The sequence below is a fragment of the Bradyrhizobium sp. CIAT3101 genome, assembly GCF_029714945.1.
Lineage (GTDB): Bacteria > Pseudomonadota > Alphaproteobacteria > Rhizobiales > Xanthobacteraceae > Bradyrhizobium.
The window spans coordinates 1,553,423-1,578,102 of record NZ_CP121634.1 but is presented as its reverse complement, the minus strand read 5'-3'; the positions used below and the strand labels follow the sequence as shown (position 1 = coordinate 1,578,102).

Sequence of the window (24,680 nt, the reverse complement as noted above, 5' to 3'; positions counted from 1 at the left end):
GGCCCTAGAAAAGCATGAACCCGAATCCGAATGACTGCATTGCGCTTAGAATTTTGATCAGCACAAGCAGTAAGGGCAGCTCGGCAGTGGTCCCGATAGCTCGCAGGCGACATCTATCTCCATTCCCACACGTTTGATGGGCGTCTACTGATCGCTCGCGCTGTGCAGACGCACGCTCGTGTGTGCCGTTATGGAATTACCGTGCTCCAATTGACGACCATCATGGTGGCTCTGCGAAAACGTTGGCTTTTTGCTCCGACGAAAACATTTGGATCGCACCATGGCTACCCCGTCTGCAGTACCTGAGCGCCCTGAGTGCACCCAGCTGGCTGATCTCAGCCGCATCTTGCTCAATCCAGCCCGCTCCAGGCAATATTCCGAAGGCGCGTCATGTCGTGGGCATGACTTCATTGCGCCGCTTGACGCCGACGGACACATCGATCCGGAGCTCCGGCCAAAATATCGAGCCGATCGTCGCGTGCGGCGAGTGTGGCAGGGCGAAGAGGATGAAGTCGGCTGCCTCGTTCATAAGCTCGGCGGGACAGAGCTCGCGCGCTGGGTGTTCGACTACAATTCCGACGAGGATAATCACGATGAGGCGGGCTATACGTTCGGCGCCCATCGATTCTCGTCCTGCGAATACGTCTCGATTAGTGGACAGGATCGCAAACTGCACCCCCTCCGCGGGGGCGCGGTCGACGCAGTCCTGCTGTCGGTGGGCCTGGTCAACTGTTGCGCACTCGAACTCAAGCCATGACGAACGCCATGATCAAGGATGTAATGATCCGGCTGGACGGGACATCTGCGGATGACGCGCGCTTGGCTGCCGCTGCCCAGATCGCAGCAATGTTCGACGGCCATATAACCGGATTGTTCTTCAATATTGTTCGGGAACTTGACGGCGGCGGCGCCGAGCAAACCGAACAATCGAAAGAGGCGGCAAGGCAGGCCGGCGACGCCACTGAAGCCATACTGTTCCAGCGTCTCACACGCTTGCAGCTTTCAACAAACTTACGTCGCTTCGACGTAATCGGCGATCTTGATATGTCCGAGACCGCATTGCTGTTGGCGCGCACCGCCGACACATTTGTAGCGCTCCGGCCGAACGGTCGGTCCAATGAGCCGCCGGACCTGATCGACAATTTGCTTTTCGGTACTGGACGCCATCTGTTTCTCGTTCCAGATGACTGGACGGGTTTCCGGCCCCTGGACAACGCGATCGTCGCCTGGAATGGCAGCCGAGAGTCCGCGCGTGCCATTGCGGAGGCCCTGCCCTTGTTGCAGCTTGCGAAAAAGGTTGGCGTGCTTGTAGTGGAAGGCGAGCGTCTAAGCAGCGGGGATCCGCTGAAAGCCAACGACGCCGTACAGCACCTCCGGCATCATGGCATCGATGCCGTCAAATATCGCGCAGTCGGCGAGGAGGATGATACGGCCGACATCCTGGTCGAAGAATGCCGCAGCCTCAGTGCGAACCTGTTAGTGTTGGGCAGTTACGGTCACTCAGGATTGCACGAATTGCTGCCAGGCAGCACGACCACCCGGATCCTGCGCATCGCGCCATTTCCCTTACTCATCGCGCACTAGTGCCGGGCCGATCTTACGTCCCGAATTCGCGATTGACGGCTGTCAAGGTTCATTCGCGCCGCGCATCATAGGGTGGCTCAAACAGGGTAGCCGATTGGAAATAGCTGGACGGCAGAAAGCCTAGCGCGCGTTCGGCCTAGCTCGGGAACCGTTTCATGGCCGCGATCGATCCAAGAGAGCTGATGTGGACCAGAGCGTGTGAACTGATCGATCGCGCGGAACGATTGCACCGCCAGTTCTTCCGGCCAACAGCGGAGCCAATCGGTGACGCGGTTTGGGAACCGCCAGTCGATATTGTCGAGACCGATTCCGATATCCTGATCACCGTTGCTCTCCCCGGCGTTGACGAGAATACGGTGAAGTTATCGGTCGATGCCGACAGCGTTCTCGTGGTGGGATTGCGCCGTCCGAGCTCGATCCCGCGCGGGAGCCTCGTTCATCGGCTCGAAATTCCCTACGGAAGGTTCGAACGGCAGATAAGTTTCCCCAGCAGGCGGCTTCAGCTTAGTGAGTCCGAACTCGCCTTTGGCTGCCTCTCGCTGAAGTTCACCAAACAACGGTAGATGGAAGGACGGCTCCATGCCTGATGCGACCGGCAATTCGAGCGCCGCGGCCACTCAAAGCCATCCCGTCATTCCGGAGGATGCGACGATTATCCTTCCCATTCGAAACATGTTGCTGTTTCCGGGCATTGTGTTGCCGTTGACGATCGCCAGACCGTCTTCAATCGCGGCGGTCCAGGAGGCCGTTCGAAGCGCACGCAAGATCGGCCTGCTGCTGCAGGACGATCCCAATATCGAACAGCCGGAGCCCGAGCATTTGCGGCGCGTTGGCACCATTGCCGAGATATTGCGCTATGTCACCTCGGACCTAACTCACTACGTCATCTGCCGAGGACTGCGGCGATTCCGTGTGGGAGACTTTCTCCCGGGCTATCCATTTCTGATCGCGCGGGTCAAGGAGATCGGCGTATCGGAGGTAATCACGCCCGAGATCGAAGCACGGATGCACCTGCTAAAGATGCGCGCGCGCGACGCGATTCAGCTGCTACCCAACCTGCCGCAAGAGATCGGCCCCGCGATCGAAGGGTTGGAGTCACCGTCGGCGCTCGCCGACTTCCTCGCCGGGATCATCGACATTCCAGTCGCCGAAAAGCAGGATCTGCTCGAGACCTTCGACGTCACTCAGCTTCTTGACAAGCTGCTCGGGCTGTTAGCGAAGCGAATCCAGGTTCTGCAACTTTCGAAGCAAATCGGTGAACAAACCGAACAAACCCTGTCATCGCAACAGCGCGAACACATTCTTCGCGAACAGCTTCGTCACATTCAGAAGGAACTGGGCGACGACGACCCCAAATCCGCGGAATTGAAGGAGCTGGGGGAAAAGATCGAGAAGGCCGGGATGCCAAAGAACGCTGAGGAGCAGGCCCGGCGAGAACTGAAGCGCCTTGAACGGCTACCGGAGATAGCGGCCGAGTATGGCATGGTCCGGAGCTATCTCGAATGGCTCGCGGAGTTGCCGTGGTCAAAGTGCGATCCCGAGCGCATTGATATTGATGTAGCGCGTCAGATCCTCGAAGAGGATCACTATGGCATCGAGAAAGTGAAACGTCGCATTCTGGAATATCTAGCGGTACGCAAGCTCAATCCGGAAGGCAAGAGTCCCATTCTTTGCTTTGTCGGCCCTCCCGGCGTTGGCAAGACGTCGCTCGGCCAGAGCATCGCGCGCGCAACCGATCGAAAGTTCGTGCGCCTCAGCCTCGGCGGCGTACACGACGAGAGTGAAATACGTGGACACCGGCGCACCTACGTGGGCGCATTGCCCGGCAACATCATCCAGTCGATCAACAAGGCCGGCACCCGCAACCCAGTGATGATGCTGGACGAGATGGACAAGTTGGGCGCTGGGTTCCACGGTGACCCCGCCGCCGCACTGTTGGAAGTTCTTGATCCGGAGCAAAACGCGACGTTCCGCGACAACTACCTTGCCGTTCCCTTCGACCTTTCAAAAGTCCTATTCATCGGTACTGGCAACGTGCTGGATAATATCCCTCCCGCGGTACGCGACCGGATGGAAGTCATCGAAATGCCCGGCTACATTGAGGACGAGAAGCTGGCGATCGCGAAACGTTATTTGGTCAAACGTCAGCTGGCATCGGCCGGGCTCAACGAGGGGCAATGCCAGATCGACGACGACGTCCTGCTGGCAGTCATCCGCGATTATACGCGCGAGGCCGGGGTGAGAAGCCTCGAGCGCCGGATCGGCGCGATTTGTCGGCACGCCGCGATGCTGATCGCTGAGGGCAAGTCAACGCGCGTCGTCATCGTGGTGGCGGATCTCCAGAATATATTGGGACCAAAGCGGTACGAGCCAGAGACTGCCATGCGGACCAGCGTGCCCGGTGTGGCGACCGGGCTCGCCTGGACGCCCGCCGGAGGCGAAATACTGTTCGTGGAGGCGACCAGCATTCCCGGCCGCGGCAATCTGATCCTCACTGGTCAGCTTGGCAATGTGATGAAGGAGAGCGCTCAGGCCGCACTGACGCTGGTGAAGTCGCGCGCCCTCGAATTCGGCATCGACACGAAGAAGTTGCAGAAGGCCGACGTCCACGTTCACGTTCCGGCCGGCGCGATCCCTAAGGACGGTCCAAGCGCCGGCGTGGCAATGTTTATGGCCCTGACGTCGCTTCTGACGGGGCGCACAATCCGAAGCGACACGGCCATGACCGGCGAAATCTCGCTGCGCGGCCTGGTGCTTCCAATCGGCGGCGTGAAAGAGAAAGTGCTGGCGGCGATCCAAGCCGGTATCGCCACGGTCATGCTGCCGGCACGCAACCGCAAGGACATCGAGGACGTCCCCGAAAAAGCGCGCAAGCAGATTCGCTTCGTCTGGCTCGAACGGGTCGACGAAGCTGTCGAAGCCGCCTTTGATTCTCCGCAAACCGACCAGCAGAACCTGCCCGGGATGACGCACGCGACCACGACGGAACGGCGGGCGGCGCGGTCCCGCTGACAGGCCGGTCTGCCGGCTTGTGGGCCACGCATTTGCCTCGCAAATTTGCCTCGCAAAATTGACCGACGTCATCGCAGCGCCCGGCAATCTCGTCCATGTAGCTTAAAATCTGCGAGATTGCCAATATGCTCGATCGTACCCGCAATGCTTCACTGCCCCGGCATCAGATGATGCAGGTCCCCCGCACCATGTTCGCTGCGGCAATCGACCGCTTCGGCGGACCGGAGGTGATCACCGGTCACGCTTTACCGGTGCCGCCGCTGGGCGTCGACGAAGTCATGATCGCTGTCGATACCGCCGGCGTCGGCCCGTGGGATGCCGACGTCCGCGAAGGGTACTTTGCGCCCCGCAAGCCGCATTTTCCCTTGGTACTCGGCTACGACGGCTCCGGCATTGTCGCCGCAGTTGGATCACGGGTGCGGAGGCTTAAAGTCGGCGACGAGGTCTATTCCTACAATTGGGAGAACCCGAAAGGCGGCTTCTATGCCGAATACGTCGCTGTGCCCGCCGACAAGGTCGCGCCGATCCCAAAGCGGCTTGACTTGCGACACGCCGGCGCAATCCCGATCACGGGCTTGACGGCCCTGCAAGGCATTGACGACGCCCTGAAGCTGAAAAAGGGCGAGACCATTATCATTCACGCTGCATCAGGCGGCGTCGGAACGCTTGCGGTGCAGTTCGCAAGACTCCGCGGTGCCCGAGTGTTTGCGACGGCATCCGGCCTCGAAGGCGTGGAACTGGTGCAGGAGCTGGGCGCCCATATGAGTGTCGACGGCAAGCGAGCCGATATCGATGACCAGGCGCGGCGCTTCGCTCCCGATGGCGCCGACGCCATACTGGCGCTCGCCGGTGGCGACGCGCTGGAAAAATGCATGAATGTGCTTCGGCCCGGCGGCCGGCTGGCGCATCCGAATGGTGTTGAGCCGGCGCCGAAGAAGCGGCGCGGCGTGGAATTGATCCGCTACGACGGAATATCCGGCGTTCGCGAGTTCGAACGTCTCAACGCGGCGGTGCAGGCTGCAAAACTGAAGGTCGCGATCGCTGAATGCTATTCCCTCACCCACGCCTACAAGGCGCACGAGCGACTTGCCGAGGGGCACGTGGTTGGCAAGATCGTCCTCTCAATACACGCCTCCTGACGCCAGGATGGTGGGCAGAGCCCGCCCATCGAGTCGCGGCCGGCCCGGATTGGGTGTCCACACGACGGCATCATGGCCTGACGCAGCCCGGTCGATGCGAAGCACCTAGCTCCGGCGCGCGATGCTCTCAGATCCACTCGATACCCTTGCAGGACGCTCGAGCGGCGCAACCTGCCGGAGAGCCGACCCGAACAGATCTCAAGATGGAAGTGCACGATCTGAAGCTGTTCGCGTTCGATTGTGCTCATCAAGTCGCGGGCGCCTCATCGACCCAGGATATTCCGAACTCGTCGAGGCCCTCGGCCAAGAAATCACCCAACAAGGGCTCGCCGAGCAGGTAGTGCACGGTCTCCCAGCGTGGGTTGCGATATCCGTTCCGCCGTTCAGCTGCGCGGTTACGCAGATCTTTCCACTCGTCGATCGTGCCATCGCCCCGTCCGAGCCACATCAGCGCGATGAGGTCGATCTGCTCGTCCTCGTTCAAGGCCCTGATGAAGCTTGCCAACTCGGCAGCGACCGAGTCGCTACCGTCGTCCTGCAATACGTCGACTTCAGCATCGTCAGTAGGATTCGATCCGGATTCCTCATCCGTCGGCAAATCCTTGACATCAAACTCGTGCGCCTTTTCAATCAGAAAGCTGATTTTTTCGCGGGAAATGGCTAGTTCGGGCATCGCTCGCTCCTTAGGAATAGGATTAACGCGCCTGGCGGCGAGATGACCAATTGGGCCAAACTGCACAATCCGCAGCGTGCCGGCCTCGCTCGGCGCACGAGCCGACAATCATGCATGCGATCAATTGCAGCCCTTCACCCTCAAGTCGATGCTACGGCATTGTCGGCCGGCCCTCGATGCCTTAGATCCGTTCCGAACCACGCTTGTGTGAGTCCACCTTAACCTGGCAACCGCTAGAGTTGCCGTCTAGAGGCGCTAAGCGCTCCAACGCAGAAGCGTCCGTTTGATTATTCAGATCGTTGGAGCGATCAGCCCGCTTTTGCCGAGGATGGCGCTGGCAGCATCAGAGGATCTCTTAGGACGACGATCTGCCGCACGCCATCCGCATCGATAACCTCGAGACTGGACAGCACCAGACCTTCTCCTTCGATGTATATCTCTCTTGGTTTGTGGATCAGATGGTCGTGTCCTTCGAGAGCGAGCGCGACTACGTCGTTTCTTGGATCATAGGAAATGCCATAGAACGGTAGCCATTCCGCCTCGATCTGATCGCCGCGATTGAGCGACGCCACCTCGATCTCGGCACGCTTGCCGGTCAGTGCTTTCGATATGAGATCGAAGTAGCCCCTCCATTGCGATTTTTCGAGCTTCTTCGCCATTGTTCGAGTCTCCGAGTGAGAATCCGACGGGTTCTCGATGATTACAAGCCGACAGCCCGTTTCTGCGCGCTGACAACGATCAATTCAGACGAAGTGTTTCCTGCCAGCGCGACGCGTGCTGTCAAGACCCGACGTCATCATCTCAAGAAGCAGGCTAGCGATCCGTCACCCACCGGCTTGCTATCCGTCAATGCAAATGGCCGGACCCGGAGGGATATTGCGCCCTTCACAAGCGGAGTGGCGAACATGGATACGGTACAAATCGTTCTAGCTCTATTGCTCCTGCTGTTAGTCGGCGGCGTCGCCTATTACCTCTCGCAGCATAGACCGCAGGCCCTGCGGCCGGCCCCCGCAACGCGGCGACACGCCGACTTGGGACGGCAATCTGATATCCAGCGGGATTTTCAGCGCGTCTTTTCCATGACGAGCGCGCAGGGAAAAGAGGGCCTGATCAAGCGCTGGATGGATCGGACCGGCTGCGACCGCACGGAAGCCATGCGGCTGGCAACGGAAGAGTGGCGGCGGGATAACCGCTGAAAGCCGAGTCTCTTTCCGAGCCGGATTGGCAGGGCGACCTGCGCTTCGTCATCGCCGACAAGCAGGTCATGCGACGGCCGTGCGCCGCGTTGGTTTGGATAACGGTACACCGGCGCAAATCCGTTTGGGAGCACGCGAGGCTTGTAGGGATTGACGACGCCGCCAGGCAGCAGAACGTCCAATCTGCTGGCAAGACGTCGGCATTTGCAATCTCCCTGTCGGCGTCAGGCGATCTCTCCTAGTGCGCCATCAGCAGCGGGATCGGCGATTCATGCATCAGACTGTAGGTCACCCCGCCGAGCAGCCGCTCGAACAGGCGCATATGGCTATATCCGCCCATGACGATAAGGTTCGCCTTCCGGCGCTCGGCCTCCGCCATCAATTGCGGGCCGACTTCGCCAGAGCGGCACTTGATGCGATGCAGGCTAGCCTCGATTCCGTGATGCCGAAGATGATTGACTGCATCGATCCCCATCACGGCGTCCTCCTCGGTTGGCTTTTCGCCGGTCGCAACGATGACCGACACTTTTTCGGCCTTGTGCAGAAACGGCATCGCTTCGGCAAGCGCACGAGCGGCTTCCCGGCTCCCGTTCCAGGCGACCATAATACGGTCGAAAGCGATCTTCGGCCGCTCCGTCTCAGGAACGAGATAGACGTTCCTGCCCGAGCCGAACAGCACGCCTTCGACGAGTTGCTCCGGATCCATCGCGCCATTGGGACGAAGCGCCACGAAGGTATCGGAGGAGCGCGCCTCTCGCGCGGCAATTCTGGCAACGTCGTCGGACAGCACATCGAACCGCCGGATCTCGACCGGCCGATCCAGCATACGCAGCCGCTTGGCTAGCGCATCCTCCATCGCGTCACCAGTTTCGCGCGCATGCTCGACAATCGCGGCGGTGGTGTCGCCCTCGATCGGCCCCGGCAATGGCATAACATTGAGATACAACCCGATGACCACGCGGGTCTCGAGCTGGCGGGCTATATCGGCGACGGCTGCCAAGCGGATTTCGTCGGAGGCGCCGCCGTCCAGCCACACCATTACATCCTTGATCATTGCTCTCTCCTTCCTCACGACAGCCGTCGCGATGTTTGGCTACTCTGCCGTTCTCGCAGCTCGAGGACCGGCCGCAACTCGATCTCATTAATTCGTCGATGCATTCGATCAGTCCGGCAGGTCGAACGGCTCCAACAGCAAGCGGCCGTTCGCCTTAGCGGCCGTCCTCGGCGCATGATACAGTGCACAGGCCGGCCTCCCCTTGATGGTCGTCAGCTACGGGCGATTTTCTTGCACGGCATAAAATTTGTGCGTTCACGATCACGGGGTTGTCATAGTGGGGCTTACCGAAGCCACCACCGTTGTGGCAGCCCTCGGGTACCAAACAAGCTGATCGCCTATGATCTCGGAATCAGCGTGCGCACACGGTCAGGGTTCATCGAGCGCGAATGATAGAGCGCCTTAGAATACGCCAAGCCACTGAGCCGGAAGTGTGACACGGCTAGGTTCGACTACCATCATCAAAGTGTTAGGCTGCGATCAAACCCGGTTTGCGGCCTTGCGGCGTCTTTCCGCCATGCTCCTCCAAGGCAGCTCTGTCGAGAATCTTGATCTTCCGCGTGCCCACCAGGGCAATAATGCCGCGCTGCTGCAGATCTGTGATGGCTCTACAAACCGTTTCGACCGAGACCGACAGGTATTCGGCAATGTCATACCGGGTGATCGGAAGTTCCAGCTGTCCCTGTTGATCGGACGCCCGCTTCTCAAGAGCCAGTAAAAACCAGCCGACCTTTTCGACGGCGGTGACGCCCCCGAGAATCATGAGCTGATCCCTGGTTCGCCTCAGCAACTGGGACGAAAGTCCTCGCAATTCCCGCGCAAGCTCGCGATCACCGTCGGCAAGCAAATCGACACGTTCAGCAGGATAGCTCGCGAGAACTGTCGGTTCAGCGATCGCCTCGACCGTTTCCTCCCTTTGATCGTCAGAAACAAAAAAGAAGTCGCGCGGCAACATGAGTTCGAGGATTTGTCGCCGTCCGTCGGGCCGGATCTTGCTGCGGCGAACTGCTCCAGCGATGAGGTAGCACCAGTGCCCGGCAGTTTCCGAACGGTCCGGAATTTCCTGATCCCGATTGCATTTCAAGATTGTGGCTGCCCCATCAAGTCGCCTCAGCGCATGAGGTTGAACCGACAGTATTCGACGATAGTGATCTGCCGCGTGCATTGGAACCTTCATAGGCGTCACCTTTTCTGGCAAGCAGCTCTTTGTGTCCTGAGATATTCTCACCGAGCGAGACCAAACTATCGGTCCGCCTTAACAACCCAGAAACGGAGGAAATCTGCGTAAGTAATAATACTTAACGCCGCCAGGCATGAGGGGCCGAGCAAAGCCCCTCGCTGAGACAAAGATGATCAAGGACATCCGCACTCCTCCGCAAGCCGGCGCGAACGAATAGACAATCCAAATTGACAATAGTCAGCGCCGCACTGGACGTGCCGAGAGCTATTCGCTCCGCATCGCAATCAGGAGAGAATTTGCTTGGTGTGGCAGTAGGCACCGCGGTCTACCTCGGTTGGACAATAAGTTGATTATGTCCGTTGCGCTTGGGACCGATTTTGTTTTGCGTTTTTTCCAGTGGACTTGCCAACAATGCGGTGCGCCGCGCCTGCAGCCACAACTCGCGAGGGACCGGAAGCGTTCTCTGAGTGGAATGTTTTGCAGATCTGGGTACGGTCAACTCACACTCACCCAGAGAACGAGATGATAGTCCAGAAAATCTTGACTAAGCGTGGCGGCGAAGCAGTCCATGTCCGCGAGATCGAAACTCAAGAAGCACAGAGTGCCCGCTCCATTCGCTGCGACGGATGCCGGCCGCGGCGATGAACACCGCGGGAGTGCCCTTAGTGCAGCTTGTGCCCTAAGCATCATTAATGCGGGGAGGAAACGAAGTAGAGAAATTGACGGTCGTCATGGCATCGACGGTGCCCATTTCTAAACTGGGGCGATCGGTAACTTGGTCAGCCGACGCGCAATTGATGTAGCAAGGAGACAACGAAAATGAAATCCGACAGCGAAATCGAACGTGATGTCCGCGACGAGTTGAAATGGGATCCAGATCTCGACGCCTCCGATATCGCCGTTTCGGTCAAGGATGGCGTGGTGACCCTTACGGGCTTCACCCACAGCTATGCCGACAGGCTTGAAGCGGAGTCGGCAGTAAAGCGCGTGGCCGGCGTCAAGGCTGTGGCGAATGACATCGAGGTTCGGCTGCCTTCGATCGATCAGCGCCCCGATCCGGATATCGCGCGAGATGCGGTCGCGGCGCTGAAGCAGGAGTTGCCGATCTCCCATGAGAAGATCAAGGCCGTTGTCAAGGACGGGTGGATCACATTGGAAGGCGCTGTCGAGTGGCAATATCAAAAGACGGCCGCTGAAAACGCGGTGCGGAAGATCAAGGGCGTCAAGGGCGTGACCAACGTCATCACCGTGAAGCCCAATCTTGAGCCGACGGAGATCAAGCGCAAGATTATGGGCGCCTTCAAGCGGAATGCGGAGGTTGATGCGGACCATATTTCCGTCGAAGCGAATGGCGGCGAGGTGGTCCTGAAAGGAACCGTTCGCTCCTGGATCGAACGCGAGGAAGCGGAGCGCGTTGCCTGGTCGGCACCTGGCGTCACTAAGGTCGACGATCGCATCGTGGTCAGCCCCTACTAAACCATCGCCCGCGCACTGTCCGCGGGTCTCATGCGCAAGCAAACCACAAGTCGACCCAAAACGATTAGGAGATTCCCATGAGATTAAAATCACTGGTCCCGTCTCGCGAACCCGGCGCGCTGATGCAGCCCGATTTCGGCTTGTTCGGCCTGCATCGCGAGATAGACAGGTTGTTCAATGAAGTCGCCCAGGGCATTGGCCAAAACGGCGCGCAGCTTGTCCCGAAGATCGAGGTCTCGGAAAACGATAAGTCGATTGAGGTCAGCGCTGAAATGCCCGGGCTCGAGCGCAAGGACGTCGAGATATCGATCGACGACGACATGCTCACCATTCGCGGCGAGAAGAAAATTGAGGATGACAAGACCGACAAGAACGTCCAGCACAGCGAGCGCAGCTACGGCGTGTTCTTGCGCGTGCTGCAGCTTCCGCCGGGAATCGACCCGTCGTGCGTGCAGGCGACAATGTCAAATGGGGTCCTGAAAATCTCGATTCCCAAGCCGGCCAAACCCGAACCGAAGAAAATCGAGGTCAAGGAAGGTAAGGAAGAAACCAGACAAGCCGCTTGAAGTCCCCAGCCGGCTTGCGGGACGCGCCTGCCGTTTCCCTCCCAACGGCTAGGCGCGCCCCGCCTCGATGCGGAACTGGGCGCAAAAGCACCCGTGATGCGATCGAAGCGCTGCTCGAAAACGGCAATCTCCCTCCTATCGTTCCAGCCCCCAGCTGCGCCAGCGCTCCCGGCAAGATCCTCAGAAATAGGACGATCGACCGACCTGGGCGTCCGTGCCGAGACGCGACGTGGGCATATAAAGCAGGACACGGCACGTCGGTGATGTGAAGCATGGTTGTCTCATCTCACCAGCGGAACGCCTCCTGTATAGCCTTGCCACAAACTTCGCCTGCGAAGCTGACGAACGTCAATGAGCCGGCAGTTCAAGCACCCAGGCGAACGAGCAACAGGCAGCGAAACCGATCAACGTGAGCCCCCATTCCAGCAATCCCCAATCCCGCATCAGCTTGCGGACAGGGGAGATCACCTGTCCAGGTGGCATGGCGCAGAGCCAGATGTTCATCGGCATCATCACGAAATATACATATGGCCAGCTCGCCAGGATCGTGATGCCGCCGATGATCCAGCGCACGTCGCCATCAAGTCTGAATTGAATGGAAGCGAGGACTGCGGACGCGACCGCGAGGACGGACAGCGTGAGCGTGCCGCGACGAAAGCTAAACGTCCATTCCTTTAACATCGCGCGGCCGCGGAGCTCCAGACGGGCTGGCTGCTCGACTACCCCGATATAGAGCGTCGCCCCAAGAAAGGCGGCGGCGACAGCGAAGGCGTAAAGACCAGGCCGCATGCTGCGGGCTCCCGATACAGGTCCAGTAACTGCATGATCAACGCGACATGAACACCGGAACGGTCATCGACTTCAACATGTCGCGGGTGACACCGCCGAGAATGAACTCCCGCATCCGGGCGTGGCCATAGCCGCCCATAACGATCAGACTTGCTGAGCAATCAGCTGCATAGGATAGAATGGCACTTGGAACATCGATGTCGGGAGCCGGCATGGCCTCGACCTCGACCTTGTCATCGTGCCGGGCGAGATGGTCCGCCATCTGGCGTCCTTGATCATCCGATGCTCTCCCGTCCAAACTGCGCGCATGGCTCACGGGCGCGTCCTTCGGGTCTGCCATCCACGAGCATCGATAGTCCGTAGATTTTCTCCGGCGCACGCCGCTCCTAGGCAAAGCTCAGTAACAGTCCTCTACGCTGCGAAATCGCCAAGCCCATCCATCCCAGAGCCGTTCGCGTCTGACGATACAATGCGGTCCGTAGAAAGCAGGCTCATATGCGTAATACGGTCTTGGTGCCGCGAGCGCAGCGCCAATCAGAGCCCCTGCCGCGAGCCCGCCCACCACAGGAGCGACCGGGAAATTAGGGTGCCTCCAGCGAGCTTGCGCCGATGACGGACTCGCAATTGCGGCAAGTGCCAAAGACGTTCCAATGGCGAGCGTGATCAGAGCCTTCTTCATCGCAGATCTCCACTTTGTTTGCCCGACGAATTGAGCATCCAACCCGACAAGCGCAGTTTACGTACAGCTTAGCCCATCTAGCCCATCGCCATGGAGATGCTACCCGCGTGCTCCGCTCGCGCATTGGCGTTCGTCAACGATTGCCCGGACAATTTCCGAGATCAGAGCACCGAACTTGGGAGCAGATCGCATTGGCGTGCGCTTGTCGTCACTTGGCAAGTTGAACGACATCCACGACGACAACCCCGAATCCACCTTCGGCAATCTCCCGGAGCGGCTTGACGATTATGGTTTGGCCTATTTGCATATTGTCAACCCACCGCTTGGAGCAAATGCAGAACGGACAAGAGCGCGACCCGCAGGCGCTCAAAATGGTCCACGTACTCCGAACGAAGTATCAGGACACTGTTATCGTAGCCGGCGGGGTCCAAGCAAACGGCGCCACGCGCTAGCCGCGCGAAGGACTCGAGGACCTGATGGCATTCGGCCGGTTTGCAATCCGGACTTGCCTGAGCGGCTTCGCATTGGCGTGCCTCTCAACAAGGACGATCCGCTCCCCTATTATAGCGGCCGCCAGAAGAGCTATACCGACTACCCTCGCTGGCGCAGGATTGCGGCGAACAACCGAAAGCCTGCGTCGAGCAGCGTTGGCGGTGAGCGCGGTGGTTGCCTCGCGCTCGGCGTGCCTGCGGCTCAATAATACCGGGGAATCGGTCCGAGATGCGGCGTCGGCCGGTCCGAAAGATCAAACATGGCCTCGTCGACGTAGCACCAGCCCCAGCCCTCTGGCGGATCATACGCCTCGATGATGGGATGTCCGGTCGCGCGAAAATGCTTGGTCGCGTGCCGATTGGGCGATTCATCGCAGCAGCCGACGTGCCCGCACCTTCTGCAGATACGCAGATGCACCCACTGTGAGCCCGTCTTCAGGCATTCCTCACAGCCAGGTGCGCTGGGAACAACGTCGCGGATTGTCGCCAGATGTCGGCAGAATATCGCCATTGCTCACCTCTCATCAGAGATCAGTTTATCGCAAGTTGGCGCACGCGAAATTGACGACCGTCAAAGCGCAACCGTTTCGACGAATGTGAAATGGTCGTTGCAGCGCGGCAGCATCAGTCAAGCCCTCCGACGCGATGAACAGGCCGCCTGCATGTCTCTTCCTAAGTAGACGTGGTGCTCAGGAGCGGCAAATGCCACAAACCGTCTCGCAGCGCCTGGTCGGTGTACCCGAGCGCCAAAAACGCGCGCAGATCGGGACTCATGATTCTTGCCGCAGTTCATGATATGGATCCAAGACCATGTCGCATGCCGTGAGCGCGAGCCGCGGCGATCGCAATGGTCATTCTCCGAATAGCTTGGATAGCCATCCTTTTGCGAAGCTCTTTCGAGTGGTTCTTCCATCAGGAAGATGAACGACAAGATCGATCGCCCGGCCTTGCGCGATCTGCTGGGCGACCAGCTCCGCCTCTTCGCGCGTAGCATAATGAGCGACTTCATTGCCCGCGTCGGTTCGTACGATCCAGCCCTCGAAATTGGCGCTGGGGATGACATGAATCGCGGCATCTGACATCATCTGAACTCCACGTGGGAATCTGAAAGCTGGATAATGCCAGAAGCGTTGAAGCACGCTGACAGACGTCAATCGTTCACGCGCCGAGGTCCAACGCGCGCGGCAGGTCTGGCAAATAGAGTGGCTCGTTTGAATTCCGGACCGGCTTGATTCCAGTGCGGACGTCTGCAGCGGGGAAGATTTACGTAGCGCGCATCCGCGTGGCCTTCATCCTGCCGCTGATCCTGGTGATCACTTTCCTGTGCGCGCTCGGCATCGTAACCGGCGCGCACCTGCATGGGCGAGCCGACCAGGCCCTGTCTTATGTCTGTCCGGAAGCATAGGCATGCCGATGCTCTATCCAGCGTCGGAATCCTGTCGCAGGCCGTCGAACCTCGGTTCCGCGCCGCGCATGCGGCACGCCGACGTGCTCGCCCTGCTGACGATCAATTAGCGGCACGACCATATCTTTGAAGCTTTTGGCCCGCAGGCGACATCAAAATCGTCCCTCGCAACCGGGCGCATTGGAATTTCCTGCCCGCGCGCACGACAACTCAGCACGATTCAACCAAATTGGCCCTTGCGGGGAAGCTTCGAGCATCTGAGCGATCAGAGCATCCTCCAGCTGTATGATGGAATTCGGCATCAGGTCGAAGCCGACAAGGCCGTCGGCGACAAGTACCGTTTGGTCGGTCGTGCTGCGCGAGCGTGCTGATCGGCTCAGGCAAGAGATCCTGCGCCGGGAATTGAACTTCTCGCCAATCGTCTGCGCTTCGTCGAGATCGGAACCATCACGCCGATTCGTGCCTTAGGATTCCAGGAGGATCAATATGGCACGCACAGTAACATGGAAGCGCCCCGGATCGCCGATCGGCAAGAAGGGGCCGCGTAAAGCAAATCCCTCATACAAGCGTCGCTCGCGCCAGCCGTGGTCGACGGCAGACGTCAGGATGCTGCGCCAGTTAGCGAAGGGCAATACGCCGACCGGCGTCATGAGCATCAAGCTTCAACGCCCGATCGCGGCGATCCGCAGCAAGGCGCACCGGGAAGGCATTTCGCTAAGGCCGGTCAATCGCTCGCCCTATAACAGGCGTCCGACCAAGACGCGCGCAGCCAAGCGGGGCTGACAAGCAAGACTTGGCGAGGCCGTGATCGCCATGAGACCTCGCCCACAGAAAGAGGGCCTCCGCGAAGGCGGAGGCCGAGTGGAGAGGTCATGGGATGTAAAGCCATCCTGCTCACCTCGGCTCGTTCCTCATCCTTCCTAATGCTTTTCGCGAAGCTGCCGATCGAGATCGGCGGCCTGGTCGGCATTGTAAGCGCGCTTCAGGAACTCGTTCCGTGCTTGCCCCGGCGGCTGTTTCTTGGCCCGATCCCGCATCTCCCTCGCGAATTTCACGAGCGGATCTTCGAGAGAGAGCGTGTGTTTAAGCCGCCTGCGTCTCAATCCCATCGGACACTCCAACTTCTGATGGAGCGATTTTGCTCCGACTGGAAAAGACGTGCAGGAACATAGGTTAATTCGAGCACATTTCGGACACCGCCGCGAACATCCTTTCGGACAAACCGAGCAACGTCTTCAGTGCATTGGCGTTCTTTGCTCGAGCGATTGCTTCAACGTCCCGCGAGCAACAACGGCCTGCAGACATGGCACGCGTCCTGATCGGTACTTCCGGCTGGCACTACGACTCCTGGCGCGGTCCCTTCTTTCCGGAAGGCTTGCCGCTGAAGGAGCAGCTGCACTACTACGCCGGCCAATTTGACAGCACCGAATTGAACGGGGTGTTCTATCGCACGCCGACCCCGGAAGCCGTGAAGGCATGGCGGCAACAGACCGGCGAAAACTTCATCTTCGCCTGGAAGGCGTCGAGGTTCATCACCCATTGGAAACGTCTGTCCGAAACCAGCGAAAACAGCCTCGAACTGCTCGAACATCGTGTCGCCTTCTTGCGGGGCAAGATGGGACCAGTTCTATTTCAACTGCCCCCTCAATTCGAGGTGAACGTTGACCGGCTCGCCTCCTTCTTCAAACTGCTGTCGAAGAAGCGGCGCTACAGTTTCGAGTTTCGTCACCCGAGCTGGTATCAACCCCGCGTCCTGCGGATGTTGGCCGACGAAAACATCTCGCTCTGCCTCTCCGATCATCACGACGCGCCGGCGCCGTGGAAACGAACGGCAGATTTCGTCTATGTGCGCGGCCATGGTCCGGGCGGACGCTATCGGGGTCATTATACCCGGCCGGCGTTGGCGCAATGGGCGCGGCGGATCAAATCTTGGAAGCGGCAAGGCTGCGATGTCTATGTCTATTTCGACAACGACCAGAAGAGTGCGGCTCCTGCCGATGCACTGAAGCTGAAGTCGCTTCTTTAGCTACGGCCCGCCGGCAACCGAGCCCGCGATCACCATAACAAGGTCGGCCAAATCGACCTTTCCGTTGACGATCAACTCTTCCGTGGAGCCCTCGACTTCAGCGCTTGCGGCCTATTAGCCGCCTGGTGCGTAAGCTCGTCGAGGATGGCTTCCTTGAGTTTTTCTTCCAGCATGCGCTGCTCCTTCAGGCAGCCACTCCCATTGCTCGTGGGGGCCGCCGCTTGCCCTCCAACTAAAAGGACGCTGCTTCCTTGGTTCCTCGCCGTGGCGAAGCTGTTTCAGGCCCCCGTGCCCCAGCGCCTCGCACGAGCGGCGTGAAATCGCGCGCTGGTCTGCGGCTTAATGAACAGCGCCGCCACGATCGGATGCTGTCTGCGGATCTCGGTCTCGATCGCGACCACGCATTGCTCGATGTCGTCGGCGCGCTTGTCGTCCGCGAACTCGACGCTCAGCGCCGCGACCACTTCGGCCGGCGACATCTGCACCGTCAAAAGCCCATTGGCCTTGAGCACGCCGGGAGAGTGTCGCGCGATATCGAGGATGGATCGCGACAACTCGGTATGAGCCGGCTCGCCGATCAGCAGGCTCTTGCTCTCCCTGGCGAGCCCGATCGACGTGATCCCCAGCAGAATGCCGATCAGGATCGAACCGATGCCGTCCCAGACCGGCTGGGCGAACAGCGCCGCCACAGCGGTTGCTGCGGCCGCAATGACGATACCGACCAGCGCGGCGCTGTCCTCGAGCAAGACCATGAAGGCGGGAGGATCCTTGCTGCGGACGAAGGTTTCGTACCAGCCAAGCCGCGCGTGCTCCGACCGGAAATGGCGAAAGGCAAACAGCCATGAGACCCCCTCGAACACAAACGACAGGCCGAGCACGACGAAGCTGACCATCGGATCCTGGATCGGCTCCGGCGCCATGACGTGGATCACCCCTTGATAGAGCGAGACGCCCGCGCCAAGCGAGAAAATCAACAGAGCGACGATGAAGCTCCAGAAATACAATTCGCGCCCATAACCGAGCGGATGGGATTCATCGGGCGGGCGGCTCGCCCGATGGTAGCCGTAGAGCAGCAGCACCTCATTGGTGGTGTCGACTACGGAGTGCACCGCCTCGCTCATCATCGCGGAGCTTCCGGTCCAGATCGCAGCTCCGATCTTGGTCACCGCAACGAGAAGGTTGCCGGCGAGCGCGGCGTAAACGATGGTCTTCGACGATCCTTCCACCGTGTTGGTCACCCACCGACATCCTCGATCATTTCGGAGCCGGATCGGAGAGTCCCGCGCCGGGGTCCTCGAATCGCCCATTGCGGGCGAGCTGCACCGACCGGCCCAGCGCCATGGCTGTATTCAGCACCTCCTGGCGAAACGCACGATCTTCGTTCAGTGCCTGGTGGGAGGTCGCATATTGCGCCATGTAGCCAACATAGCCGTCCATCTCACCGAAGCGGCCGGCCGAGATGAGGTGCATGTCGGTCAGCCAGTCGGACAGGGTTCGGCGCGCGCCCTCGGCGCCGACGCTGTCGCCGTGAACGATGAGGCCGAAATGGCGGCCGGAAAGATGTCGCGGATAGGGCCAGCCCTTCAACTCCAGCGCCTTGGCCTCGACGGCCTTCTTGCCGTGCGTTGATGTCGGATCGGGGTTGCCGCCATCGGCGCAAACCAGCCGATCCATCATCGCCTTGAGGCCGCCAGGCACGTGATACCAATTCACCGGCGTCACGATCAGAATGCCGTGGGCCGCGACCCAGAGCGGGTAGATCTCGTTCATCCAGTCGCTGGTCTGGCCCAGGGAATAATTCGGGTAGCAACTGCACGGCCAGTGGCAGAGCGGCATTGCGGTGGAGACGCAGGATTTGCAAGGGTGGATGTTTTTGCCGAACTCGGATGTCAGGCGAGATAGATCCAGGATATCGACAGCAAAGCCCATGTCCGTGAGGACTGGCTCGGCGAGCTCAACCATGCGCCAGGTCTTGGACATCTCGCCAGGACAGGTGTGCTCGCTACGGGCCGAGCCGTTGATGACGAGAATGCGCGGTGTCCCGTCGGCGTTGTCGTGCTGCCGCTGCGCCTCAAGGATAGCCGCGCGCGCGGCGATCCAATCCACGGATAAAGCATAGTCGGGATCGGCAAAGCCCTCGCCTGCCTTGCGTGTCACCGGGGATTTACGCGAATGGCTGTAGGCCTCCCAGGCCGCTCCGATGATGGCATCGAGTTCGCGCTGGAGCGGCGCAAAGGCAGGATCGACGAACTGACGCCTGTAGCGGTGCTCGAATTCTTCACGGGACAGCTTGACCGGCGGCATCCCTTTGCGAACGTCCGGTTCCGTCATGCTGCTCCTCGTCCGGTTCGTTTGAACGGGCCAACCCGAACGACCACCAGGGGGTTCCTCGGCGCCTATCGTTCCGAAACGCAGGAGATTGTGGCGAGCATTGAACCACGCGCGCCGGAGGGCGTTGACCCCGGCACCGCCGGGTGACAACCGGACACAACAGGGAACGACGGACGTGGCGCATTTTTCCGGTTTCTGCCCACGACATCAACGCATCGGTACGCGCTGACGTCTAACCTGTTCCCGGCGCGTGCAGCCTTCCTACCGCACGCGCCACCTCAACCTTTGCTACTGCTTCGCCGTGCCCGGCTCGGCCATCTTGCGGTGCTGCCTTGCCAGCACCTCGTTCGGTGTGACGTTGGCGACCGTCGTCTGGAGCTTGTTCTTCATGCCGGTGACGATGTCGGACTCGCCGCGGAGCATCGCCTCGAAGCCGGCTTTTGCGACCTCATGCGCATCATCCTTTTCATCGGTGCCGACCTTGGTATCCATCATATCTGCGCGACGGAAGAATTCAGTCTCGGTTGCACCGGGCATCAGACAAGTGACGGTGACTCCGCTGTCGCGCAGCTCCTCGCGCAGCGCGAAGGAGAGGGAATCGAGAAACGCCTTGGTGCCATTATAGACGGCCTGGAAGCTGCCGGGCAGGAAGCCGGCAATTGACCCAGTGATGAGGATGCGCCCCGAATTGCGCCGGAGCATCTCGTTGCCGGCGCGATGGATGAGATAGAGCGTGCCGGTGATATTGGTATCGACCACGCGCCTGATCCGCCCGAAATCCTGATCGAGAAACGCATTGCCGAGACCGACGCCGGCATTCGCCAACAATGCGTCGATCGGCCGGTCGCCGACTGCCGCATAGAGCTTGTCGACGCCTTCCGTCGTGGCGAGATCGGCCTCGACCGCCTGGACGCTGCCGCCGCGCCTGCGCAGATCCGCGGCCGCGGCTTCGACCGCAGGCTCGTTCGCGGCGATAAGCAGATCAAAGCCGTCCTCCGCGCAGCACTTTGCGAGTTCCAAGCCGATTCCAGTGGAGGCGCCGGTCACGACGGCGAATTTTTGGGCGGACATGAGTGTATCCTTGGGGGCTGGCGTTGATCACGCCCAATCGTCCGGCCGCCTGCTCGTTCCTATCCGCGTGGCCCGCGAAGATTCGCGACAGCAATAGCAACCATCGTTCCGTCCTGGACTTAGATGCCCGTAATTTCAGGCGGAGGACGGACGATGAAGGCGCTGGTCTGGCACGGCAAGGAAGACATCCGCTGCGACACCGTCACCGATCCGGAGATCCAGGAACCGCGCGACGCCATCATCAAGGTCACCAGTTGCGCGATCTGCGGCTCGGACCTCCACCTCTTCCACAACTACATCCCGGGCATGCTGCCCGGCGACATCATGGGCCACGAGACCATGGGCGAAGTGGTCGAGGTCGGCTCCGGAATGGACGGCAAGCTGAAGAAGGGCGACCGCATCGTCGTGCCTTTCACCATCATCTGCGGCGAATGCGACCAGTGCAAGCGCGGCAATTTCTCGGTCTGCGAAACCACCAACCGCAAGCGGCATCTCGCCGACAAGGTGTTCGGGCATGCGACCGCCGGACTGTTCGGCTACACCCATCTCACCGGCGGCTATCCCGGCGGTCAGGCCGAGTATCTTCGCGTGCCCTTTGCCGATGCCACGCACATCAAAGTTCCCGCGGGCATTCCCGACGAGCAGCTGCTGTTTCTCAGCGACATCTTTCCGACCGGCTGGCAAGCCGCCGTGCAATGCGACATCGTGCCGACCGACAGAGTGGCGATCTGGGGCTGCGGCCCGGTCGGGCAGATGGCGATCCGCAGCGCGATGCTGCTCGGCGCCAATCAGGTCATCGCGATCGATTGCCTGCCCGAGCGGCTCAGCATGGCTGAGGCCGCGGGCGCCACCACCATCAATTTCGAGACTGAAAGCGTGCTGGAGCGGCTGAAGGAACTGACGGACGGCAAGGGTCCGGAAAAATGCATCGATTGCGTTGGCATGGAAGCGCATGTGATGGCCTCCCTGCCCGATACCCTGCTCGACCGTGCAAAGCAGATGGTGATGCTGGAGAGCGACCGCCCTCATGTCCTGCGCGAGATGATCTATGTCTGCCGGCCCGGCGGCATTCTCTCCGTTCCCGGCGTTTACAGCGGGTTCTCCGACATGCTGCCCATGGGCGCGTTCATGAACAAGGGGCTGACGATGCGCACCGGCCAGACCCACGTCAACCGCTGGACCGACGACTTGCTTCACCGAATCGAGCAAGGCGAGATCGACCCGTCCTTCGTCATCACCCACACCGTCCCGCTCGAGCAAGGTCCCGAGATGTACCAGGTGTTCCGCGACAAGCGGGATTCCTGTGTCAAGGTCGTTCTGAAGCCCTGAAGGAGCCATCAATGTTTCATTTCTCCAACCTCGTTCGCTCCAAGGGTGATCCGACGATCATCGAGGGCGGACCAAGCCTGAAGCGGCCCGAGGATCAGCTCGCCCGCGCACTTGGCTGGTTCAGCATCGGTCTCGGCGTCGTGGAACTGTTCGCGCCAAGGCGGGTCACGGAAACGCTGGGCATGGAAGGCAGCGAGACCATGGTGCGCGCCTTCGGCCTTCGCGAGATCATGGCTGGTATCATGTCGCTGTCCGTCGATAAAAATGCCGGCCTCTTGGCCCGCGTCGGCGGTGACGGCCTCGACGCCGCCGCGCTGCTCTCCGGACTGACATCAGACAATCCCAAGAAGGGCAACATCGCGCTGGCGCTGCTGATGGTCGGCGGCATCGCGGTGCTGGACTATCGCGCTGCGCAAGACACCAAGCCGCGGCGACCGCCGCGCGATGCAAGGCGCAAGCTCTATCCGAGCCGCAGCGGCTTCCCAAAGGGACTGGCGGCGGCGAAAGGTCGTGCGAAGGATATGGTCCAGCACACAACGGCCGGTGTCACCTCTTGACCAGCCCGGCACAAGGCGGCGCTCTCGCTGGATCGCCGCCGTCGCGCTCGGTCTGATCAGCAGCAGCCTCTCGACCATCGTCAGCCAGCTCTCAGCGGCACGCATCGGCCGCGACGCGGCGATCGACTGGATGACGGTGGCGGCCATTCCAACGCGCGACTGGGCGATCGGCGCCGAGCCCACCTGGAGCGCGATCTTCGCCGGCATCGCCTTCCACCAGTGGGCCGATTTTTCCTGGGCTGTGGTCTTCTTCGGCGTGCTCGGGCGCTGGACCGCCGGCCTGCGGCCGCGGACAATGTTGCTGCTGGGACTGCCGTGGGCGCTATTCTCCTCGGGCATGGAATGGTTCGTGCTGGTGCCGCTGTTTCCGTTCCGGCAGCCATTGTTCACGCTCCAGCAGCCCTACTGGATCGGGCTACTCGTCCACGCCTCTTCAGCCCTGATGTACCCGCTCTTTGCCCGGCTGCGCTGGTCGCGTGGCAACGCGCCAGTGGCGGACGTGCGCTTCGCCAACGCCTGGCTCGGCGGTGCCCTGGTTGTGATTGCATCGCTCGGCATCATCGCTCTGTTCGGCAGCCACGGTTACGAGCCGCCATGGATGGGGCATGACAGAGATGCGGACCAGACCTATATCCGCCACATGACGACGCATCATGCTCAGGGCATCGAGCTCGCGCTCATGGGCTCCCGGCGGGCGCAGAATTCGCATCTGCGAAAACTCGCGATGCCGATGGTCGCCAGCCAGGCCGGCGAAGTCAGGATTTTCGAGAATTGGTGGCTGAGCTGGTTCGACACCGACATGCCGGATTGCAGCGCCGGGGAGCGCGCCGCCATGCCGGGCTCCCTGTCGCCGGCCGAGATGCGGATGGTCAAGCTTGCGCCGCCCGATCAGTTCGACTCGATCTTCGTCGAGATGATGAGCCGGCATCACCAGGGCGCGGTAAAGATGGCGGATCAGATGTGGCGCAGCCGCGGTGACCCACGCCTGCGCGTCATGGCTCACGCGATCCGCCACGAGCAGAAGGGCGAGATCGCGTTGATGCAGGGAACGAGCGGCCTCGCGGCGGTCATCGCTGCCACGCGGAACATGCTGGGGGACACTGTCAATTGATCGCGAGGCCGGGCATGCCGCCCCGTGAATAGGAACGCTCGCCTGCCCAGGGCGTCAGCCGGTATGGCAAAGCTCATCAAGATTCGATTTCATCAATTCGGCGGCAATGACGTGCTTCGCGTCGACCGGCTTGAACAGTCGGGCCCCGACGCCCGCCAGATCCTGGTGTCCGTTCGGGCAGCCAGCGTCAATCCCGTCGACTTCAAGATCAGGTCGGGCAAGTATCCGTCCGTGCAGGAGGATCGCCTGCCCTACACGCCCGGCCGCGACGTCTCCGGCATCGTCGAGACATGCGGCGCGCAGGCGACACGTTTTCGACCGGGCGACGCCATCTTCGGGATGGTCCCGGTCTTCGGCGGCGGTTACGCCGAACGAGTTGTCCTGGATGAACGCGCGGTTGCCGACATGCCCGTGGGGCTCGATCATGTTCAGACCGCGGCCATCCCGTTGGCGGGGCAGACGGCGTATCAAGGTCTGTTCCGGCGTGGCAAGCTCAAGGCTGGAGAGACGGTCCTGATCCACGGTGGTTCCGGCGGGGTCGGCCATTTCGCGATCCAGCTCGCCAAGGCCATCGGCGCCCGCGTGCTGACCACCGTATCGACCGAGCGCGTCGACTTCGTACGATCGCTTGGGGCCGACACGGTGATCGACTACAAGACCGAGCGCTTTGAGGAGGTCGCCAGGGATATCGACATGGTCTTCGACCTGATCGACGGCGAGACCCGCGAGCGCTCCTGGGCGCTGCTCAGGAAAGGTGGGCGCCTGATCTCGACCCTAACCGAGCCATCGCAAGAGCGCGCCAAGGAGCTTGGCGTGACCGCGATGCGCTACACCGTCGAGCCAGATGGCGAAGAGCTGGCCGAGATCGGACGACTGGCCGATACAGGCAAGCTCAAGCCGCACATTCAGGCCACCTTCCCGCTTGAGCAGGCGGCAGATGCTCTGGCGACTGTGGAGCGCGGCCATACAGCCGGCAAGGTCGTGCTGACGTGTGGCTCCGCTGGCTGACGC

Annotated in this window: 26 protein-coding genes and 1 pseudogene; 15 read left to right on the top strand and 12 right to left on the bottom strand. The window is 60.6% G+C overall.

From position 1 onward, the window contains the following. The first annotated feature begins 280 nt into the window (after positions 1-280). From QA645_RS07240 to QA645_RS07220, 5 genes are all read left to right on the top strand, one after another. On the top strand, positions 281-757 hold the full coding sequence (locus QA645_RS07240) for a hypothetical protein (RefSeq protein ID WP_283049223.1): 477 nt from the start codon (positions 281-283) through the stop codon (positions 755-757). Next, a complete protein-coding gene (locus QA645_RS07235; protein ID WP_283049221.1) occupies positions 754-1,584 on the top strand; it encodes a universal stress protein in 831 nt (276 codons plus the stop codon). The genes QA645_RS07240 and QA645_RS07235 overlap by 4 nt, the downstream gene beginning before the upstream one ends. A gap of 155 nt (positions 1,585-1,739) precedes the next feature. After that, on the top strand, positions 1,740-2,147 hold the full coding sequence (locus tag QA645_RS07230) for an Hsp20/alpha crystallin family protein (RefSeq protein ID WP_283049219.1): 408 nt from the start codon (positions 1,740-1,742) through the stop codon (positions 2,145-2,147). A gap of 16 nt (positions 2,148-2,163) precedes the next feature. Then, positions 2,164-4,596: an endopeptidase La gene (lon, locus tag QA645_RS07225; protein ID WP_283049218.1), complete on the top strand. Its 2,433-nt coding sequence runs from the start codon at positions 2,164-2,166 to the stop codon at positions 4,594-4,596. 125 nt (positions 4,597-4,721) lie between these two features. Next, a complete protein-coding gene (locus QA645_RS07220; RefSeq protein ID WP_283049216.1) occupies positions 4,722-5,735 on the top strand; it encodes an NADP-dependent oxidoreductase in 1,014 nt (337 codons plus the stop codon). 247 nt (positions 5,736-5,982) lie between these two features. Here the strand turns inward: QA645_RS07220 and QA645_RS07215 are convergent, their stop codons facing one another. Further along, positions 5,983-6,408, bottom strand: coding sequence for a DUF3775 domain-containing protein (locus QA645_RS07215; protein WP_283049214.1), 426 nt, complete (start codon positions 6,406-6,408; stop codon positions 5,983-5,985). A gap of 308 nt (positions 6,409-6,716) precedes the next feature. Further along, a complete protein-coding gene (locus QA645_RS07210) occupies positions 6,717-7,067 on the bottom strand; it encodes a DUF5335 domain-containing protein (RefSeq protein ID WP_283049213.1) in 351 nt (116 codons plus the stop codon). 246 nt (positions 7,068-7,313) lie between these two features. On the opposite strand from QA645_RS07210, the gene QA645_RS07205 reads away from it, so the two are divergent. Further along, positions 7,314-7,604 carry a hypothetical protein gene (locus tag QA645_RS07205; protein ID WP_283049212.1) on the top strand — a complete coding sequence of 97 codons (291 nt, stop codon included), beginning with the start codon at positions 7,314-7,316 and terminating at the stop codon, positions 7,602-7,604. A gap of 238 nt (positions 7,605-7,842) precedes the next feature. Here the strand turns inward: QA645_RS07205 and QA645_RS07200 are convergent, their stop codons facing one another. Beyond that, the gene (locus tag QA645_RS07200; RefSeq protein ID WP_283049211.1) at positions 7,843-8,643 is read right to left on the bottom strand and encodes a universal stress protein; all 801 of its coding nucleotides are present in this window, start codon (positions 8,641-8,643) and stop codon (positions 7,843-7,845) included. A gap of 484 nt (positions 8,644-9,127) precedes the next feature. Further along, positions 9,128-9,835 carry a helix-turn-helix domain-containing protein gene (locus tag QA645_RS07195; protein ID WP_283049210.1) on the bottom strand — a complete coding sequence of 236 codons (708 nt, stop codon included), beginning with the start codon at positions 9,833-9,835 and terminating at the stop codon, positions 9,128-9,130. Positions 9,836-10,657: 822 nt separating this feature from the next. On the opposite strand from QA645_RS07195, the gene QA645_RS07190 reads away from it, so the two are divergent. Both QA645_RS07190 and QA645_RS07185 read left to right on the top strand, forming a co-directional pair. Then, positions 10,658-11,314, top strand: a complete 657-nt coding sequence (locus QA645_RS07190; protein WP_283049208.1) for a BON domain-containing protein — start codon at positions 10,658-10,660, stop codon at positions 11,312-11,314. Between the two features lie 77 nt (positions 11,315-11,391). Further along, complete coding sequence (locus QA645_RS07185) at positions 11,392-11,880, top strand: Hsp20/alpha crystallin family protein (RefSeq protein ID WP_283049206.1); 489 nt, start codon at positions 11,392-11,394, stop codon at positions 11,878-11,880. 348 nt (positions 11,881-12,228) lie between these two features. On the opposite strand, the gene QA645_RS07180 is transcribed toward QA645_RS07185, so the two are convergent. The 4 genes and pseudogenes from QA645_RS07180 to QA645_RS07165 form a co-directional block, all read right to left on the bottom strand. Beyond that, entirely contained in the window at positions 12,229-12,669 is a 441-nt protein-coding gene (locus tag QA645_RS07180; protein WP_283049205.1) for a DUF1772 domain-containing protein, read from the bottom strand. 37 nt (positions 12,670-12,706) lie between these two features. Beyond that, a pseudogene (locus tag QA645_RS07175) lies at positions 12,707-12,940 on the bottom strand (universal stress protein); the annotation flags it as partial. 1,101 nt (positions 12,941-14,041) lie between these two features. Beyond that, the gene (locus tag QA645_RS07170; protein ID WP_247820253.1) at positions 14,042-14,350 is read right to left on the bottom strand and encodes a UBP-type zinc finger domain-containing protein; all 309 of its coding nucleotides are present in this window, start codon (positions 14,348-14,350) and stop codon (positions 14,042-14,044) included. Between the two features lie 340 nt (positions 14,351-14,690). Beyond that, positions 14,691-14,924 (bottom strand): DUF2188 domain-containing protein, encoded by a 234-nt coding sequence (locus QA645_RS07165; protein WP_283049200.1) that lies wholly within the window; start codon positions 14,922-14,924, stop codon positions 14,691-14,693. Between the two features lie 197 nt (positions 14,925-15,121). Between QA645_RS07165 and QA645_RS07160 the strand changes: the two genes are divergently transcribed. Both QA645_RS07160 and QA645_RS07155 read left to right on the top strand, forming a co-directional pair. Then, positions 15,122-15,244, top strand: a complete 123-nt coding sequence (locus QA645_RS07160; RefSeq protein WP_283049198.1) for a hypothetical protein — start codon at positions 15,122-15,124, stop codon at positions 15,242-15,244. Positions 15,245-15,730: 486 nt separating this feature from the next. Beyond that, a complete protein-coding gene (locus tag QA645_RS07155) occupies positions 15,731-16,027 on the top strand; it encodes a hypothetical protein (RefSeq protein ID WP_283049196.1) in 297 nt (98 codons plus the stop codon). 137 nt (positions 16,028-16,164) lie between these two features. Here the strand turns inward: QA645_RS07155 and QA645_RS07150 are convergent, their stop codons facing one another. Next, complete coding sequence (locus QA645_RS07150; RefSeq protein ID WP_283049194.1) at positions 16,165-16,299, bottom strand: hypothetical protein; 135 nt, start codon at positions 16,297-16,299, stop codon at positions 16,165-16,167. Between the two features lie 248 nt (positions 16,300-16,547). Here QA645_RS07150 and QA645_RS07145 point away from each other — a divergent pair, with 248 nt between their 5' ends. Next, positions 16,548-17,270, top strand: coding sequence for a DUF72 domain-containing protein (locus QA645_RS07145; RefSeq protein ID WP_283049192.1), 723 nt, complete (start codon positions 16,548-16,550; stop codon positions 17,268-17,270). A 278-nt stretch (positions 17,271-17,548) separates the two neighbouring features. Here the strand turns inward: QA645_RS07145 and QA645_RS07140 are convergent, their stop codons facing one another. From QA645_RS07140 to QA645_RS07130, 3 genes are all read right to left on the bottom strand, one after another. Further along, positions 17,549-18,508: a cation diffusion facilitator family transporter gene (locus tag QA645_RS07140; protein ID WP_283049191.1), complete on the bottom strand. Its 960-nt coding sequence runs from the start codon at positions 18,506-18,508 to the stop codon at positions 17,549-17,551. Between the two features lie 16 nt (positions 18,509-18,524). Next, a complete protein-coding gene (locus QA645_RS07135) occupies positions 18,525-19,601 on the bottom strand; it encodes a flavodoxin family protein (protein ID WP_283053117.1) in 1,077 nt (358 codons plus the stop codon). A 288-nt stretch (positions 19,602-19,889) separates the two neighbouring features. Further along, on the bottom strand, positions 19,890-20,672 hold the full coding sequence (locus QA645_RS07130) for an SDR family NAD(P)-dependent oxidoreductase (protein ID WP_283049189.1): 783 nt from the start codon (positions 20,670-20,672) through the stop codon (positions 19,890-19,892). Between the two features lie 153 nt (positions 20,673-20,825). On the opposite strand from QA645_RS07130, the gene QA645_RS07125 reads away from it, so the two are divergent. The 4 genes from QA645_RS07125 (at position 20,826) to QA645_RS07110 (ending at position 24,677) form a co-directional block, all read left to right on the top strand. Continuing rightward, positions 20,826-22,001, top strand: coding sequence for a zinc-dependent alcohol dehydrogenase (locus QA645_RS07125; RefSeq protein ID WP_283049187.1), 1,176 nt, complete (start codon positions 20,826-20,828; stop codon positions 21,999-22,001). Between the two features lie 11 nt (positions 22,002-22,012). Continuing rightward, entirely contained in the window at positions 22,013-22,558 is a 546-nt protein-coding gene (locus tag QA645_RS07120; RefSeq protein ID WP_283049186.1) for a hypothetical protein, read from the top strand. Continuing rightward, positions 22,545-23,669 (top strand): DUF305 domain-containing protein, encoded by a 1,125-nt coding sequence (locus QA645_RS07115; RefSeq protein ID WP_283049184.1) that lies wholly within the window; start codon positions 22,545-22,547, stop codon positions 23,667-23,669. Before QA645_RS07120 ends, QA645_RS07115 begins: the two co-directional genes overlap by 14 nt. 63 nt (positions 23,670-23,732) lie before the next feature. Next, on the top strand, positions 23,733-24,677 hold the full coding sequence (locus QA645_RS07110; protein WP_283049182.1) for an NADP-dependent oxidoreductase: 945 nt from the start codon (positions 23,733-23,735) through the stop codon (positions 24,675-24,677). Positions 24,678-24,680: the final 3 nt, after the last annotated feature.

Excerpts from the sequence above, each read along its gene's own strand:
- QA645_RS07240 (WP_283049223.1), top strand. The coding sequence starts at position 281 with ATGGCTACCCCGTCTGCAGTACCTGAGCGCCCTGAGTGCACCCAGCTG.
- QA645_RS07235 (WP_283049221.1), top strand. The coding sequence starts at position 754 with ATGACGAACGCCATGATCAAGGATGTAATGATCCGGCTGGACGGGACA.
- QA645_RS07230 (WP_283049219.1), top strand. The coding sequence starts at position 1,740 with ATGGCCGCGATCGATCCAAGAGAGCTGATGTGGACCAGAGCGTGTGAA.
- lon (WP_283049218.1), top strand. The coding sequence starts at position 2,164 with ATGCCTGATGCGACCGGCAATTCGAGCGCCGCGGCCACTCAAAGCCAT.
- QA645_RS07220 (WP_283049216.1), top strand. The coding sequence starts at position 4,722 with ATGCTCGATCGTACCCGCAATGCTTCACTGCCCCGGCATCAGATGATG.
- QA645_RS07215 (WP_283049214.1), bottom strand. The coding sequence starts at position 6,408 with ATGCCCGAACTAGCCATTTCCCGCGAAAAAATCAGCTTTCTGATTGAA.
- QA645_RS07210 (WP_283049213.1), bottom strand. The coding sequence starts at position 7,067 with ATGGCGAAGAAGCTCGAAAAATCGCAATGGAGGGGCTACTTCGATCTC.
- QA645_RS07205 (WP_283049212.1), top strand. The coding sequence starts at position 7,314 with ATGGATACGGTACAAATCGTTCTAGCTCTATTGCTCCTGCTGTTAGTC.
- QA645_RS07200 (WP_283049211.1), bottom strand. The coding sequence starts at position 8,643 with ATGGTGTGGCTGGACGGCGGCGCCTCCGACGAAATCCGCTTGGCAGCC.
- QA645_RS07195 (WP_283049210.1), bottom strand. The coding sequence starts at position 9,835 with ATGAAGGTTCCAATGCACGCGGCAGATCACTATCGTCGAATACTGTCG.
- QA645_RS07190 (WP_283049208.1), top strand. The coding sequence starts at position 10,658 with ATGAAATCCGACAGCGAAATCGAACGTGATGTCCGCGACGAGTTGAAA.
- QA645_RS07185 (WP_283049206.1), top strand. The coding sequence starts at position 11,392 with ATGAGATTAAAATCACTGGTCCCGTCTCGCGAACCCGGCGCGCTGATG.
- QA645_RS07180 (WP_283049205.1), bottom strand. The coding sequence starts at position 12,669 with ATGCGGCCTGGTCTTTACGCCTTCGCTGTCGCCGCCGCCTTTCTTGGG.
- QA645_RS07170 (WP_247820253.1), bottom strand. The coding sequence starts at position 14,350 with ATGGCGATATTCTGCCGACATCTGGCGACAATCCGCGACGTTGTTCCC.
- QA645_RS07165 (WP_283049200.1), bottom strand. The coding sequence starts at position 14,924 with ATGATGTCAGATGCCGCGATTCATGTCATCCCCAGCGCCAATTTCGAG.
- QA645_RS07155 (WP_283049196.1), top strand. The coding sequence starts at position 15,731 with ATGGCACGCACAGTAACATGGAAGCGCCCCGGATCGCCGATCGGCAAG.
- QA645_RS07145 (WP_283049192.1), top strand. The coding sequence starts at position 16,548 with ATGGCACGCGTCCTGATCGGTACTTCCGGCTGGCACTACGACTCCTGG.
- QA645_RS07135 (WP_283053117.1), bottom strand. The coding sequence starts at position 19,601 with ATGACGGAACCGGACGTTCGCAAAGGGATGCCGCCGGTCAAGCTGTCC.
- QA645_RS07130 (WP_283049189.1), bottom strand. The coding sequence starts at position 20,672 with ATGTCCGCCCAAAAATTCGCCGTCGTGACCGGCGCCTCCACTGGAATC.
- QA645_RS07125 (WP_283049187.1), top strand. The coding sequence starts at position 20,826 with ATGAAGGCGCTGGTCTGGCACGGCAAGGAAGACATCCGCTGCGACACC.
- QA645_RS07120 (WP_283049186.1), top strand. The coding sequence starts at position 22,013 with ATGTTTCATTTCTCCAACCTCGTTCGCTCCAAGGGTGATCCGACGATC.
- QA645_RS07110 (WP_283049182.1), top strand. The coding sequence starts at position 23,733 with ATGGCAAAGCTCATCAAGATTCGATTTCATCAATTCGGCGGCAATGAC.